The 13,953-nt window shown below is 41.6% G+C and carries 28 protein-coding genes; all 28 read right to left on the bottom strand.

The annotated features are described in order from the left end of the window. Window positions 1–21: 21 nt before the first annotated feature. Entirely contained in the window at window positions 22–420 is a 399-nt protein-coding gene (gene rplQ / locus QNI24_RS08705; protein ID WP_267177585.1) for a 50S ribosomal protein L17, read from the bottom strand. 11 nt (window positions 421–431) lie between these two features. Continuing rightward, window positions 432–1,427 carry a DNA-directed RNA polymerase subunit alpha gene (locus QNI24_RS08700; protein ID WP_267177584.1) on the bottom strand — a complete coding sequence of 332 codons (996 nt, stop codon included), beginning with the start codon at window positions 1,425–1,427 and terminating at the stop codon, window positions 432–434. Between the two features lie 25 nt (window positions 1,428–1,452). After that, complete coding sequence (rpsD, locus tag QNI24_RS08695) at window positions 1,453–2,082, bottom strand: 30S ribosomal protein S4 (RefSeq protein ID WP_267177583.1); 630 nt, start codon at window positions 2,080–2,082, stop codon at window positions 1,453–1,455. Window positions 2,083–2,093: 11 nt separating this feature from the next. Then, window positions 2,094–2,480 (bottom strand): 30S ribosomal protein S11, encoded by a 387-nt coding sequence (gene rpsK, locus QNI24_RS08690; protein ID WP_267177582.1) that lies wholly within the window; start codon window positions 2,478–2,480, stop codon window positions 2,094–2,096. Window positions 2,481–2,525: 45 nt separating this feature from the next. Then, entirely contained in the window at window positions 2,526–2,882 is a 357-nt protein-coding gene (rpsM, locus tag QNI24_RS08685; protein WP_267177581.1) for a 30S ribosomal protein S13, read from the bottom strand. Between the two features lie 230 nt (window positions 2,883–3,112). Then, window positions 3,113–4,471: a preprotein translocase subunit SecY gene (gene secY, locus QNI24_RS08680; protein ID WP_267177580.1), complete on the bottom strand. Its 1,359-nt coding sequence runs from the start codon at window positions 4,469–4,471 to the stop codon at window positions 3,113–3,115. A gap of 1 nt (window position 4,472) precedes the next feature. Further along, on the bottom strand, window positions 4,473–4,904 hold the full coding sequence (rplO, locus tag QNI24_RS08675) for a 50S ribosomal protein L15 (RefSeq protein ID WP_267177579.1): 432 nt from the start codon (window positions 4,902–4,904) through the stop codon (window positions 4,473–4,475). 15 nt (window positions 4,905–4,919) lie between these two features. After that, window positions 4,920–5,120: a 50S ribosomal protein L30 gene (gene rpmD / locus QNI24_RS08670; RefSeq protein ID WP_077413071.1), complete on the bottom strand. Its 201-nt coding sequence runs from the start codon at window positions 5,118–5,120 to the stop codon at window positions 4,920–4,922. Further along, on the bottom strand, window positions 5,113–5,637 hold the full coding sequence (rpsE, locus tag QNI24_RS08665; protein WP_267177578.1) for a 30S ribosomal protein S5: 525 nt from the start codon (window positions 5,635–5,637) through the stop codon (window positions 5,113–5,115). Before rpsE ends, rpmD begins: the two co-directional genes overlap by 8 nt. Window positions 5,638–5,639: 2 nt before the next feature. Further along, a complete protein-coding gene (gene rplR / locus QNI24_RS08660) occupies window positions 5,640–5,996 on the bottom strand; it encodes a 50S ribosomal protein L18 (RefSeq protein WP_267177577.1) in 357 nt (118 codons plus the stop codon). A gap of 18 nt (window positions 5,997–6,014) precedes the next feature. Then, a complete protein-coding gene (gene rplF, locus QNI24_RS08655) occupies window positions 6,015–6,539 on the bottom strand; it encodes a 50S ribosomal protein L6 (protein ID WP_267177576.1) in 525 nt (174 codons plus the stop codon). Window positions 6,540–6,552: 13 nt separating this feature from the next. After that, window positions 6,553–6,948, bottom strand: a complete 396-nt coding sequence (rpsH, locus tag QNI24_RS08650; protein WP_267177575.1) for a 30S ribosomal protein S8 — start codon at window positions 6,946–6,948, stop codon at window positions 6,553–6,555. A gap of 14 nt (window positions 6,949–6,962) precedes the next feature. Continuing rightward, a complete protein-coding gene (rpsN, locus tag QNI24_RS08645; RefSeq protein WP_267177574.1) occupies window positions 6,963–7,268 on the bottom strand; it encodes a 30S ribosomal protein S14 in 306 nt (101 codons plus the stop codon). Window positions 7,269–7,273: 5 nt separating this feature from the next. Further along, a complete protein-coding gene (rplE, locus tag QNI24_RS08640) occupies window positions 7,274–7,819 on the bottom strand; it encodes a 50S ribosomal protein L5 (protein WP_458368012.1) in 546 nt (181 codons plus the stop codon). A 7-nt stretch (window positions 7,820–7,826) separates the two neighbouring features. After that, window positions 7,827–8,141, bottom strand: coding sequence for a 50S ribosomal protein L24 (rplX, locus tag QNI24_RS08635; protein ID WP_267177572.1), 315 nt, complete (start codon window positions 8,139–8,141; stop codon window positions 7,827–7,829). Between the two features lie 10 nt (window positions 8,142–8,151). After that, entirely contained in the window at window positions 8,152–8,520 is a 369-nt protein-coding gene (gene rplN, locus QNI24_RS08630) for a 50S ribosomal protein L14 (protein ID WP_267177571.1), read from the bottom strand. A gap of 12 nt (window positions 8,521–8,532) precedes the next feature. Next, window positions 8,533–8,793 (bottom strand): 30S ribosomal protein S17, encoded by a 261-nt coding sequence (gene rpsQ / locus QNI24_RS08625; protein WP_267177570.1) that lies wholly within the window; start codon window positions 8,791–8,793, stop codon window positions 8,533–8,535. 4 nt (window positions 8,794–8,797) lie between these two features. Continuing rightward, window positions 8,798–8,986 (bottom strand): 50S ribosomal protein L29, encoded by a 189-nt coding sequence (gene rpmC / locus QNI24_RS08620; RefSeq protein WP_267177569.1) that lies wholly within the window; start codon window positions 8,984–8,986, stop codon window positions 8,798–8,800. Further along, complete coding sequence (rplP, locus tag QNI24_RS08615; RefSeq protein ID WP_267177568.1) at window positions 8,986–9,399, bottom strand: 50S ribosomal protein L16; 414 nt, start codon at window positions 9,397–9,399, stop codon at window positions 8,986–8,988. The genes rpmC and rplP overlap by 1 nt, the downstream gene beginning before the upstream one ends. Further along, complete coding sequence (gene rpsC, locus QNI24_RS08610) at window positions 9,399–10,088, bottom strand: 30S ribosomal protein S3 (RefSeq protein ID WP_267177567.1); 690 nt, start codon at window positions 10,086–10,088, stop codon at window positions 9,399–9,401. Before rpsC ends, rplP begins: the two co-directional genes overlap by 1 nt. A gap of 10 nt (window positions 10,089–10,098) precedes the next feature. Continuing rightward, window positions 10,099–10,434 carry a 50S ribosomal protein L22 gene (rplV, locus tag QNI24_RS08605; RefSeq protein WP_267177566.1) on the bottom strand — a complete coding sequence of 112 codons (336 nt, stop codon included), beginning with the start codon at window positions 10,432–10,434 and terminating at the stop codon, window positions 10,099–10,101. 2 nt (window positions 10,435–10,436) lie between these two features. Continuing rightward, complete coding sequence (rpsS, locus tag QNI24_RS08600; protein WP_267177565.1) at window positions 10,437–10,709, bottom strand: 30S ribosomal protein S19; 273 nt, start codon at window positions 10,707–10,709, stop codon at window positions 10,437–10,439. Between the two features lie 11 nt (window positions 10,710–10,720). Beyond that, window positions 10,721–11,548 (bottom strand): 50S ribosomal protein L2, encoded by an 828-nt coding sequence (rplB, locus tag QNI24_RS08595; RefSeq protein ID WP_267177564.1) that lies wholly within the window; start codon window positions 11,546–11,548, stop codon window positions 10,721–10,723. A gap of 14 nt (window positions 11,549–11,562) precedes the next feature. Continuing rightward, on the bottom strand, window positions 11,563–11,862 hold the full coding sequence (gene rplW / locus QNI24_RS08590; RefSeq protein ID WP_267177563.1) for a 50S ribosomal protein L23: 300 nt from the start codon (window positions 11,860–11,862) through the stop codon (window positions 11,563–11,565). Next, entirely contained in the window at window positions 11,859–12,464 is a 606-nt protein-coding gene (gene rplD, locus QNI24_RS08585; protein ID WP_267177562.1) for a 50S ribosomal protein L4, read from the bottom strand. Before rplD ends, rplW begins: the two co-directional genes overlap by 4 nt. Before the next feature lie 20 nt (window positions 12,465–12,484). Next, complete coding sequence (gene rplC / locus QNI24_RS08580) at window positions 12,485–13,105, bottom strand: 50S ribosomal protein L3 (protein ID WP_267177561.1); 621 nt, start codon at window positions 13,103–13,105, stop codon at window positions 12,485–12,487. A 10-nt stretch (window positions 13,106–13,115) separates the two neighbouring features. Then, window positions 13,116–13,427, bottom strand: a complete 312-nt coding sequence (gene rpsJ / locus QNI24_RS08575; RefSeq protein WP_099020310.1) for a 30S ribosomal protein S10 — start codon at window positions 13,425–13,427, stop codon at window positions 13,116–13,118. A 67-nt stretch (window positions 13,428–13,494) separates the two neighbouring features. Continuing rightward, a partial coding sequence (locus QNI24_RS08570) for an EF-Tu C-terminal domain-related protein (RefSeq protein ID WP_283708626.1) occupies window positions 13,495–13,953 on the bottom strand: 459 nt, incomplete at its 5' end.

Raw genomic sequence — 13,953 nt, 5'->3', positions numbered from 1 at the left:
TTAGAAACTTTATAAAAGTTTTTATTCTGAATCTTCAGTAACCTCTACAGCAGCTGACTTGATTGGACGATCAACCAATTCAACGTAAGCCATAGGCGCGTTGTCTCCAGTTCGGAAACCACACTTTAAGATTCGTAAGTACCCACCTGGACGCTCTACATAACGAGGGCCTAACTCGGTGAATAATTTATTAACGATTTCTTTGTCTCTGAGACGAGAAAAGGCCAAACGTCTGTTCGCTACAGAATCAACTTTAGCCAAAGTGATTAATTTTTCAGCCACTTTACGCAATTCTTTTGCTTTTGGAACAGTTGTTTTGATCAATTCATGGTCAAACAGAGATACCGACATGTTTTTAAACATCGCTTTTCTGTGTGATGAAGTTCTATTTAGTTTTCTACCTGATTTTCTATGACGCATGATATTGCCCCTTATCCGATAAGACGCTCAGCAGTACGAATCGCTGCTGGAGGCCAATTTTCTAAACGCACACCCAGAGTCAATCCCATCTCTGAAAGTACACCTTTGATTTCATTCAATGATTTTTTACCTAAGTTAGGCGTCTTCAACAGCTCAACTTCAGTTCTTTGAATCAAATCACCTATGTATTGAATATTCTCTGCTTTCAAGCAGTTTGCTGAACGAACGGTTAATTCTAATTCGTCAATCGGTTTCAATAAAATAGGATTTAATTTTTCGACTTCTTCAGTTTCTTCAACAGTGGTTTCAATCTTGAAGTCAATGAATATAGCCATTTGCTCAACCAAAATTCTGGCTGCAGTACGTACCGCATCTTCAGCTGATATTGAACCATCGGTTTCGATGTCCAAAATCAGTTTATCCAAATTAGTTTTTTGGTTCAAACGAGCGTTTTCAACATCATAAGCCACACGTTTAACCGGACAAAAACTGGCATCGAGTACCAATTGTCCAATGGGACGTGACTCTTCTGGATTCATGCGATTGGTAGAAGGTTCATAACCAACACCTTTCTCAACCGTCATGCGCATGTTGATTGAAGCCGTTTTATCCAAATTACAAATGACTTGCTCTGGATTGGCCACTTCAACACCATCAGGTAATTGAATATCGGCAGCTGTTACTGTGCCACCTTTGGCACTGATTGACAACTCAGCTTCATCACGATCTGGCATCATGAATGACAATGTTTTCAAATTCAAAAGAATTTCAACCACGTCTTCTCGCACCCCTTCAAGGGTTGAAAATTCGTGTTGTACATCATCAATATTGACTTCAGTCACGGCACAGCCAGGAATTGAAGACAACAAGATTCGACGGAATGCATTACCCAGTGTATGTCCAAAACCCCTTTCAAGAGGTTCAATGATTATTTTAGCGCTGTAATCAGAGCGTTCATCTACTTCAACCACACGTGGGCGAAGTAATTTAGCTAATATATCAGACATGTTATATCTCTCTGGTTAGGGTTTATTATTTAGAGTAAAGCTCTACAATCAGATTTTCGTTGATGTCTGCTGGTAAATCTTCACGGCTTGGAACAGCTTTGAACTGACCTGCCATTTTACCTGCATCGACTGTAACCCAATCAGCGAATAAATTCATCTCGCCCCATAACTCTAATGCCTGTTTGATACGTAATTGTTTTTTAGACTTTTCACGCACTTCAACTTCGTCACCTGCTTTAACTTGGTATGAAGGAATGTTACAAACAGAACCATTAACCAAAATAGATTTGTGACTCACCAATTGACGTGCTTCATTTCTGGTTACTGCAAAACCCATGCGGTAAACCACGTTATCTAAACGTGATTCCAGCAATTTCAACAAGTTTTCACCTGTAGCGCCCTTTTGCTTGGCTGCTTTTTTGTAGTAGTTAACGAACTGCTTCTCTAAAACACCATAAGTTCTGCGAACTTTTTGTTTTTCGCGCAACTGCAAAGCGTAATCAGAAGGTTTGTTTCTTTTGCCAGCTAAACCGTGCTGACCAGGAGCCACATCAAGTTTACACTTGGTCTCCATTGCACGAGCTGGACTTTTAGTCATTAAATCGACGCCTTCACGACGTGCTAATTTACATTTTGGACCTAAATATCTTGCCATTTTATATCTCCTTACACCCTACGTTTTTTCGGTGGTCTACAACCATTGTGAGGAATTGGTGTAATATCAATGATGTTAGTTACACGAAAACCTAAGGCGTTTAATGCTCTAACAGATGATTCTCTGCCTGGACCTGGACCTTTAATTCGAACTTCAATGTTTTTCATACCGTATTCCTTAGCTACCTGGCCTGCTCTATCAGCAGCTACCTGTGCAGCAAATGGGGTACTTTTTCTTGAACCTCTAAATCCAGACCCACCAGCCGTTGCCCACGACAAACCATTACCTTGTCTGTCAGTGATCGTGATGATGGTATTGTTGAAAGACGCATGTACGTGTGCGATGCCGTCAACAACAGTTCTTTTATTTTTCTTTTTAGTTTTTTGTGGTCTTGCCATTACAATTCTCTAATCTGATATCGCTAATGATATTCAATGGATCAATTAACGTTTAATTGGTTTTTTCGGACCTTTTCTGGTACGTGCGTTATTTTTAGTCTTTTGGCCACGAACAGGTAAACCTCTTCTGTGTCTCAAACCGCGATAACAGCCCAAATCCATTAATCTTTTGATGTCCATAGCGATTTCTCTGCGGAGATCACCTTCAACATCAAATTTTGCCACTTCTGCACGAAGCTTATCTAATGCGTCTTCATCCAACTGCCCAACTTTGTGAGCTGGATCAACGCCTGCACTTTCGCATATTTCATATGCTCTGGTACGGCCAATACCATAAATACTGGTCAGGCCAATCCAAGCATGCTTATGCACTGGTATATTTACACCCGCAATACGAGCCATTTTTTACTCCTGAATCCTCAAAAAAGCAGCCGCTCAATCAATGCGATTGAACATTTACTTTTTATATTACAAAAAAAAGGTGAATCACCTTTCATCTTTGCCCCTCAGAGATGCCTAACAAATGTATATTTATCAGGGTATCCCAACGAAAGGGCGCAAATTATATATCAATAAAAACAGCAATGCCATCATTTTTTCAAACAATGGCACGCTTGTATTGATGTGTATTTTTACCGACGAATCTTATTCGATCGACGGTAATTCTTAATATTACTTTTCTTCAGCACTGAATCGTACTGTTGTGATACCAAGTGGTTTTGTAATTGCGCCATGAAATCCATAGCAACAACAACTACAATCAGCAAACCTGTTCCACCGATAGCGAATGGCACTTCAACAAATGTTCTGATGAAATCAGGCAATAAACTCACACCCAACAGGTACAAAGCACCCCAGAATGTTACACGAGTTAATACCCCATCTAAATAAGCTGAAGTTTGTTTACCTGGTCTGATTCCTGGAATCACAGCACTTTGACGCTTGAGGTTATCCGCTGTTTCATCGGCATTGAATGTTAATGCCGTATAGAAGAATGCGAACCCCACAATCAACACACCAAAGAAAATCATGTACAAGGTATTTCCAGGCTGCAGTTGTTGTGACAAATCAGTCAACCATTCAAAACCTTCACTTTGTCCTAAGAAACTGGCTATGGTGCCAGGAAAAAGAACCAGTGATGAGGCGAAAATAACTGGAATCACACCAGACATATTAACTTTCAATGGTAAGTATGAAGTTTGTGCTTGAGTAGCTTGTCTGCCGCCTCGACGTGCAAACTGCATGGTGATGCGTCTTTGACCACGCTCAACAAATACAATGAATGCGGTCAAGGCCAAAGCCAATACCAATAACAACAGCGCCCACATGGCATTGAGTTGTCCTTCACCTACCAGTTGGAAAACCGATACAATTGCACTGGGCAAACCCACCACAATACCAGCGAAAATAATCAATGAAATACCATTACCAATACCACGCTCAGTGATTTGTTCACCCAACCACATCAGAAACATGGTACCGCCAGTTAACGAAACTGTCGCAGTGAATAAGAAGCCGAAACCTGGATTTGGCACAACTGGTACACCACCAGCAGCATTAAAGCCTTGTAAGGCTGAAGTGATACTGAATGACTGAACCACAGCTAAGATAATGGTGAAGTAGCGGGTGTACTGAGTGGTCTTGCGACGACCCGTTTCACCTTCTTTCTTCAATTCACGAAGCGCTGGAACAGTGTGACCCAAGATTTGCATGATGATGGATGCTGTGATGTACGGCATCACACCCAATGCAAATATAGAGTAACGACCCAAAGCACCACCTGAGAACATGTTAAACATGTCAAGTAAGCCGCCTGAGTTTTGATCCAACAAAGCAGTCATTGCTTGTGGGTTGACCCCAGGAACAGGTAGAAATGTACCCATTCGGTAAATAATCAAAGCACCAATGACAAATAAAATTCGGCTTTTAAGTTCGCTTAAGCCCTTCTTATTTCCGAGTAGTTTCTCTACTTGTTCTTGCCTGCTTGACATATTATTCTACTTTTCCGCCTGCTTTTTCAATGGCTGCTTGAGCACCCTTAGTCACGTGTAATCCTTTCAAGTTAACAGCTTTTTCGATGCTGCCTGTGTTTATCACTTTAACTTTGGTAACACCTCTTTTAACCAGACCGTTTTCAATCAGGTAGGCCACATCAATGTCAGTGGCATTGATTGCGTTCAAGTGGTACAAACACAACTCTGCACGCGAGTCAGCAATTTGTGATGTAAAACCGAATTTAGGCAATCTTTTAAAGATAGGCAATTGTCCACCTTCAAATCCCACTTTATGAAAACCACCTGAACGTGATTTTTGACCTTTGTGGCCACGACCACATGTCTTTCCTGAACCAGATCCGATACCACGGCCAACTCTTTTGCCGGCTTTGGTGGCGCCATCTGCAGGTTTAATTGAATTTAATTTCATAGTATTCACCTATGCTTATTTAACTTCTTCCACTTTTAACAAGTGAATAGCTGCATTAATCATTCCCAGGTTTTCAGGAGTTGCATCAACCACACGTGATTGGTGCATCTTTCTGATACCTAAACCTCTGACACAGGCCTTATGATTGGCCAATGATTTGTTGGTACTTTTGATTTGTGTCACTTTAACTTGACCAACTTTCTTTGCTTTAGCCATGATTTTCCATTACCTCTTCAGGAGTCTTGCCACGCTTAGCAGCAATACTTTCAGGTGAAGTCATTTGTTGCAAACCTTTGATGGTTGCTCTGACCAAATTAATTGGGTTGTTAGAACCTTGTGATTTCGCCAAAACGTTCTCCACACCGACCACATCGAATACCGCACGCATCGCACCACCAGCAATTACGCCAGTACCTTCAGATGCAGGTTGCATGTAAACGCGTGAACCAGAGTGTTTTGCTTTGGTCGCATGCCACAAAGTGTTGCCTTTCAGGTTAACATCAGTGGTGTTACGACGCGCTTGATCCATGGCTTTTTGAATTGCCACAGGAACTTCTTTTGCTTTGCCGTATCCGAATCCAATTTTGCCTTTACCGTCACCAACCACAGTCAGTGCTGCAAAACCGAATTGTCTACCACCTTTGACTACTTTAGCCACACGATTAACTGTAACTAAACGCTCTAATAAGTTATCGCCTTGATCTTTATCTGCCATATTACTTCTCTTATTCATTATCAGAATTTCAAACCAGCTTCACGCGCAGCGTCAGCCAAAGCTTTGATTTTTCCATGATAGATATAACCTGATCTATCAAACCCAACAGATTCTATACCTGCTTTTTTGGCTTTTTCAGCAATTGCTTTACCAACGGCTTTTGCAGCGTCGATGTTGGTGCGAGAGGCACCGTCAGCAATCAAACCTTTTTCTTTGGTTGAAACTGCAGCCAAAGTTGATTTACCGTCACCTGAAAAAATTTGTGCATATAAATGCTGACTGGTTTTATGTACTGACAAAGCAGGTACACCCAATTCACGCAATTTTGCTCTGGTTCTGGTTGCTTTCTTAATTCTTTGTGTATTTTTCTTATGCATAGTATTCTCAAAGAAGCGTTACGCTTTCTTAGCCTCTTTTCTGTACAACCTTTCATCAGCATACTTAACACCTTTACCTTTGTAAGGCTCAGGTGGTCTGATTGCTCTGATTTCAGCTGCAACTTGTCCAACAACTTGTTTGTCCACACCATTAACAACAATCTCAGTTTGTGTAGGGGTTTCAAAAGTGATGCCTTCACGTGCTGGATAGATGACAGGATGGGAAAAACCTAAGTTTAAATCCAAGTCTTTACCTTTCATAGCCACACGGTAACCAACGCCGACCAATTGCAGCTTTTTATTAAAGCCATTGGTAACACCTTCAACCATGTTATTGATTAATGAACGCATGGTACCTGCCATGTAAATCATTTCATCACTGGCTGACACGTTTAATTCACCGTCATTTTGTTCTACAGTAACAGACTCATGTAAGTTCATAGATAACTCACCTTTAGGGCCTTTTACTGTTACCACATTGTCTTTAACTTCAAATTTAACCTTTGAATCTAAAGCGATGGGTTGTTTTGCAATTCTTGACATGTTGCTCTCCCGATTACTTAACGACGCAAAGCAATTCGCCACCGATTTGTGCAGCGCGAGCTGACTTATCGGTCATGATGCCTTGAGATGTTGAGACAATGGCTGTACCGAAACCGGCATCAACACGCGGTAAATCATCTTTACCACGGTATTGTCTTAAACCAGGTTTACTGACTCTTTTGATCATCTCAATCACAGGTTGATTCCTGTAATACTTGATGTTGATTTTAATAAAAGGATGTGAATCCTTTTCAATCACTTCAAAAGATCGGATGTAACCTTCCTGTTGTAATACTGACAAAATACCTTTCTTAACTTTAGAAGCAGGTGTGACAGTACTTTCTTTGTTGACCGCTTGTGCATTTTTAATGCTACAAATCATGTCTGAAATTGGATCACTTAAACTCATAATCTTTACTCTCTTTACCAGCTGGCTTTTTTCAAGCCAGGAATGTCACCACGCATGGCAGCTTCACGGAATTTTGTTTTACTCAAACCAAACTTATTGTAATAACCTCGAGGTCTACCCGAAATCTGACAACGTTTGCGCATTCTTGAAGGCGAGGCATTTCTCGGCAACTTCTGCAAGGCTTCTTGAGCTTCCATCATCTCTTCAAATGTAGTATTTGGATCGGCAATGATTTTTTTGATAGCAGCACGCTTTTCGGCGTATTTTTCTACAATTCTTTTTCTTTTCAGGTCTCTTTGGACCATTGATTCTTTAGCCATATCTATTACCTACCTTTGAATGGGAAATCGAATTGATCCAACAACATGCGAGCTTCCTCGTCACTTTTAGCTGTGGTTGTGATACAAATATCCAAACCACGCAATTCGTCGATTTTATCGTATTCAATTTCAGGGAAAATGATTTGTTCTTTAACACCCATGGAGTAATTACCACGGCCATCAAATGATTTAGGATTCAAACCGCGGAAATCTCTTACACGTGGTAATGAAACATTCACCAAACGGTCTAAAAACTCATACATTTTCTTGCGTCTGAGAGTTACCTTACAACCAATCGGCCATTCTTCACGGATTTTAAAACCCGCAACAGATTTCTTGGCTTTGGTAATCACTGGTTTTTGACCAGCAATTTGCGCCATGTCTGAGGTAGCATGTTGAAGGATTTTCTTGTTTCCAACTGCTTCACCAACACCCATGTTTAAGGTAATTTTTGTGATTTTCGGCACGTCCATAACGTTGGCAAACTTTCCAGTTTCCATCAGCTTTGGAACCACTTCGTCTTTATAATATTTTTCTAATCTAGCCATAATAATTCTCTCAAGCGTCTACTGCTTCGCCATTGGATTTAAAGACACGAATCTTGCGACCGTTTTCTACTTTAAAACCAACTCGTTCACCTTTACCAGAGGCAGGGTTATACAGCATGACATTGGAAGCATCAATCGGTGCTTCTTGTGTCTTGATGCCGCCTTTTTCCTCAATCTGAGGGTTGGGCTTAACATGTTTCTTAACTGTATTCACGTTGTTGACCAACAAACGACCGTCCTGCATTACTTTCAGTACATTGCCGCGTTGACCTTTTGAGCGTCCAGCAATAACGATTACTTCGTCACCTTGTTTAATTCTTTGCATAGTCGTTTCCTTATAATACTTCTGGAGCCAATGAAATAATCTTCATGAACTTACCAGCTCTTAATTCACGAGTCACAGGGCCAAAAATACGGGTTCCGATAGGTTCCAGTTTTGAATTCAGCATAACCACTGCATTACCATCAAAACGAATCAAAGAACCATCAGATCTTCTGACACCTTTTCTCGTTCTTACAATAACAGCGTTGTATACTTCGCCTTTTTTAACCTTGCCACGAGGTATGGCTTGTTTGACAGAGACTTTAATGATGTCTCCGATACCAGCATAACGACGCTTGGAACCACCCAGTACTTTAATACACTGGACTTCTTTGGCTCCTGAGTTATCGGCTGCTGCTAATCTACTTTGCATTTGTATCATTGTCAGTACCTCTTATTTGTTGGTTTCAACAATCTCGACCACTTTCCAAGACTTGGTCTTAGAAATGGGTCGACATTCGACGATTTTTACCACGTCGCCTTGTTGACACTTGTTATCAGGATCATGTGCATGAATCTTGGTAGACTTTTTGATGTATTTACCATACAACGGATGTTTGATTTTTCTTTCAATCATCACAGTCACAGTCTGATTCATTTTGTCACTGGTGACCACACCGCTTTTGGTTCTTTGTACTTTAGTTTCTGTAGTCATGACATTATCCTTTCACTTGGTTCATAACAGTTCTGACACGAGCAATGTTTCTGCGAACATCACGCATCAAATGTAATTTAGTTAATTGACCATTACCACGAGCCATTCGCAAATCAAATTGCTGTTGTAATAATTTATTTAACTCTTCCTGCAACTCAGCAAGGTCTTTGTTTCTTAATTCTTTAGCTTGCATCACATCACCACGCGTTTAACGAATGTTGTTTGTACAGGAAATTTTGCACCTGCCTTTTCAAAAGCTGCTCTGGCCATTTCTTCAGAAACCCCTTGGATTTCATAGATCACACGACCTGGTTTAATGGCAGCTGCCCAATGATCGATGTTACCTTTACCTTTACCCATCCTTACCTCAATTGGCTTGGCTGTGATAGGCTTATCAGGGAACACGCGAATCCACAATTTACCGCCACGTTTTACGTGCCTGGTAATAGCTCGACGACCTGCTTCAATTTGACGCGCAGTCAACAAACCACGAGTGGTTGCTTTCAATCCAAAATCACCGAAACTCACTTTGTTACCACCATGTGCTAACCCGCGGTTGCGGCCTTTCTGTTGTTTTCTGTATTTAGTTCTTTTCGGCTGTAACATTATTTTTTACCCCGACCTTTTTTGCTGGTTTTCTTATCAGATTCAGCAGTGTAGTTTTCTAAATCGAATACTTCACCTTTATAAATCCAAACCTTGATGCCAATCACACCATATGTGGTGTAGGCTTTCGCAGTTGAATAATCAATGTCAGCACGCAATGTATGCAACGGAACTTGTCCTTCGCGATACCATTCTGTGCGAGCAATCTCTGCACCGTTTAAACGTCCGGCAACAGCCACACGAATACCCAATGCGCCTAATCTCATGGCACTTGAAACTGCACGTTTCATGGCACGTCTGAACATGATTCTTCGCTCCAATTGTGAAGCGATACCTTCGGCCACCAAACGCGCGTCTAATTCAGGCTTTCTGATTTCATTGACACTGACGTGTGTTGGCAAACCCATCATCTTAGATAAAGTGTTCTTCAACTTTTCAATGTCTTCACCTTTTTTACCAATCACAATACCAGGTCTGGCAGTGTGAATGGTGATGCGGGCATTTTTTGCCGGTCTTTCAATTTCAATTTTGCTGATAGATGCATGCTTTAAGTGCTTGTGCAAATATTCTCTGACTTTAATGTCTTTAACCAATTGATCAGCAAATTGATCTTTTTCTGCGTACCATTTTGAATTATGCTGTTTTGAAATGCCTAATCTGATACCTATTGGATGTACTTTTTGACCCATAATTCTGCCTTTACGATGCTTCAGCCACTTTCACAGTGATGTGGCTGGTTCTTTTTAAAATACGTGTGCCTCTGCCTTTGGCTCTGGCGCGTCCTCTTTTCAGAGTCGGGCCTTCATCAACATAGATGGTGCTGACGAATAACTCATCAACATCCATGCCATTGTTGTGCTCGGCATTGGCCACGGCTGACATCAACGCTTTCTTAACGATGTGCGCGGCTTTCTTAGGACTAAAAGTCAACAACTGTTCAGCTTGCTCAACATTCATGCCTCTGATTTGATCAGCGACCAGACGAACTTTTTGGGCAGAAATGTTGGCTCTTTTTAATTTAGCTACAATTTCCATAATTACCTCGCCTTCTTGTCAGCAACGTGAGATCTGAAAGTTCTGGTCGGTGAAAACTCACCTAACTTGTGACCAACCATTTCTTCAGAAATCAATACTGGGATGTGTTGTTTACCATTATGAACAGCCAACGTTAAACCAACCATATCAGGAAGAATCATAGATCTTCTTGACCATGTTTTGATTGGTCGCTTGCTGTTCTCTTTTACGGCCTTATCAACTGCTTTCATCAATGAGATGTCAACAAAGGGGCCTTTTTTGAGTGATCTTGGCATATATAACTACCTTATTTTTTGTTTCTGCGACGAACAATGAACTTATCAGTACGTTTGTTCTTACGCGTTTTATGTCCTTTGGTAGGCACACCCCATGGAGTTACAGGGTGACGACCACCAGAGGTCCTTCCTTCACCACCGCCATGCGGGTGGTCAACTGGATTCATGGCAACACCTCGAACCGTTGGTCTGATGCCTCTCCAACGAGTGGCACCGGCTTTACCGATTTTCTCAAGGTTATGCTCACTTTTTGATACCGTGCCTAATGTCGCACGACATTTGGCTGGTATTTTTCTCATTTCACCAGAACGTAAACGCAAAGTAGCGTATACGCCTTCTTTCGCAACCAGTCGAGCTGATGTACCAGCAGCGCGAGCAATCTGCCCGCCTTTACCAGGTTTCATCTCAACATTGTGAACAACAGTACCGACTGGAATATTATCCAACGGTAAAGTGTTACCCACTTTGATCGCAACCGAAGTACCTGACATGACTTTCATGCCTGGCTCTAAGTCTTTTGGTGCAATGATATATCTTTTTTCACCATCGACATATTTCAACAAAGCAATGTACGCGCTTCTGTTAGGATCGTATTCAATACGATCTACAGTTGCTTCGATATCATCTTTGTTGCGTTTAAAGTCAATGATTCTGTATTTCTGTTTGTGCCCACCGCCTCTGTGACGAGTGGTGATGCGACCGTAATTATTTCTACCGCCAGTTTTTGATTTCTTTTCAGTCAAGCTGGCCTCAGGTCTGCCTTTGTAAAGACCAGTTCTTTTAACTGTGACTTTACCGCGTTGACCTGGAGAAGTTGGTTTATGTACTGTTAATGCCATGATAATTCTCCTAGTTACTCAGCTTTGGTACCGAAATCAATCATTTGGTCAGCCTGGATGCGCACGTATGCTTTTTTCCAATCTGGTCTTTTGCCTGGTTTCATTCTGAAGCTTTTGGTTTTACCTTTCACATTCATCACAGAAACATTTTCGACATTTACTTTGAAAAGCTTTTCAATGGCTGTTTTAATTTCTGCTTTGTTCGCCGTTTTGGCAACTTTAAAAACATATTGATTGGCCAATTCACCAACGCGGTTAGATTTCTCTGAAATCACCGGGGCCAAAATAGTTGTGTATAGATTGTTTAAACTCATGACAACCACTCCTCTACTTGTTTCACTGCATCAACTGTCATTACCACTTTGTCAGCGTATACCAATGAAACAGGGTCTAAGCCGTGTGCATTGGTGACGAACACGTAAGGTAAGTTACTGGTTGAACGCATTAAATTTTCTGAAGGCTCTGCAGCAACCAAACATCCTTTGGTTACACCATGCTTATTCAACATCTCAATGGCTTCTTTGGTTTTGCCGTTTTTGGTATCCAAATCAGCAACCACTACTAAACGGTCTGTGCGGTTCAGCTCAGACAGAATGGTTTGCATCGCAGCACGATACATTTTGGTGTTGACCTTTTTAGTAAAGTCTCTTGGCTGTGCTGCAAAAGTTTTACCACCGCCAACCCAAATCGGGCTGCGTGAAGTACCTGCTCTGGCACGACCTGTTCCTTTCTGTTTCCAAGGTTTGGCGCCACCACCACTCACTGCCGAGCGATTCTTCTGCGCTTTTGTGCCAGCACGACCAGTGGCCATGTATGAAGTCACAACTTGGTGAACCAAGGCTTCAGAGTAGTCTCTATCAAACACTGCGTCTGAAACTTCGACTTTTTGTTTTTTTCCTGATACTGTCAATTCCACAATATTTCTCCGCTATCTGATTAAGCCAAAGGCCTAACGATGACTGTACTGGTTTTAGCACCAGGTACTGCACCTTTGACCAATATCAAATTATTTTCTTGATCAACCCTTACTACTTCCAAATTTTTGGTAGTTACGCGCTCATCACCCATGTGACCTGACATTTTCTTACCTTTGAAAACGCGACCCGGTGTTTGACACTGTCCAATCGAACCAGGGGCCCTGTGTGACAGTGAGTTACCGTGTGTGGCGTCTTGCATGTGGAAGTTATAACGTTTGATAACGCCTTGAAAACCTTTACCTTTAGAAGTACCTGTAACACGGACTTTTTGACCGTCTTCAAACATGTTGATTTCTAAAGTATCACCTGCTTTGAATTCTTGATCTGTTCTGAATTCACGAGTGATTGAACCGGCTTCAACGCCTGCTTTCTTATAGTGACCAGCTGCTGGCGCATTGACTTTTGAAGCCTTGCGATTTCCAGTGGTGACCTGAATGGCATTGTAACCGTCGGTTGCTGCTGTTTTGACTTGAGCCACGACATTCGGCTCAACGTTGATAACAGTGACTGGTACTGACTCGCCTTTGTCGTTGAAAACGCGTGTCATGCCTACTTTTTTTCCAATAATACCTAATGACATCTTCAACTCCTTAGTTCAATTGAATTTGAACATCTACGCCCGCTGATAAGTCCAGTTTCATCAATGCATCAACTGTTTTATCGTTGGGGTCTACAATATCTACCAATCGTTTATGAGTACGAATCTCATATTGATCCCTTGCGTCTTTGTTTACGTGTGGAGAAATCAATACAGTGTAACGCTCCTTCTTAGTTGGTAAAGGAATGGGACCGCGCACTTGTGCGCCAGTTCTTTTTGCCGTATCGACGATTCTGCCAGCTGATTGATCAATTAATTTATGATCGAACGCTTTAAGTCTTATTCTGATTTTTTGACCAGCCATGTTAATTTGCCTCTAATTAAAAGCAGTGGCTTTTCGCCACTGCCCAAAAAATTTAACTACTACTTAATTATTCAATAATTTTTGCTACTACACCCGCACCTACTGTACGGCCACCTTCACGAATAGCGAAGCGTAAACCTTCATCCATCGCAATCGGTGCAATCAACTCAACAACCATCTTGATGTTGTCACCAGGCATAACCATTTCTACACCTTCAGGTAACTCACAAGCTCCAGTCACGTCTGTTGTTCTGAAGTAAAACTGTGGACGGTAACCTTTGAAGAATGGTGTATGACGACCACCTTCATCTTTACTCAACACATAAACTTCAGCTTCGAATTTTGTGTGGGGCGTGATTGTACCCGGTTTTGCTAGTACTTGTCCACGCTCAACTTCATCTCTTTTCGTTCCACGCAACAAAACACCCACATTATCGCCGGCTTCACCTGAATCCAACAACTTACGGAACATCTCTACACCAGTACAAGTAGTGGTGGTGGTGTCACGAATACCAACGATCTCAAT

Source organism: Marinicella marina (assembly GCF_030065545.1).
GTDB lineage: Bacteria > Pseudomonadota > Gammaproteobacteria > Xanthomonadales > Marinicellaceae > Marinicella > Marinicella marina.
Note: the sequence above shows the minus strand (reverse complement) of the source record. Positions and strands in the feature narration are given on the sequence as shown.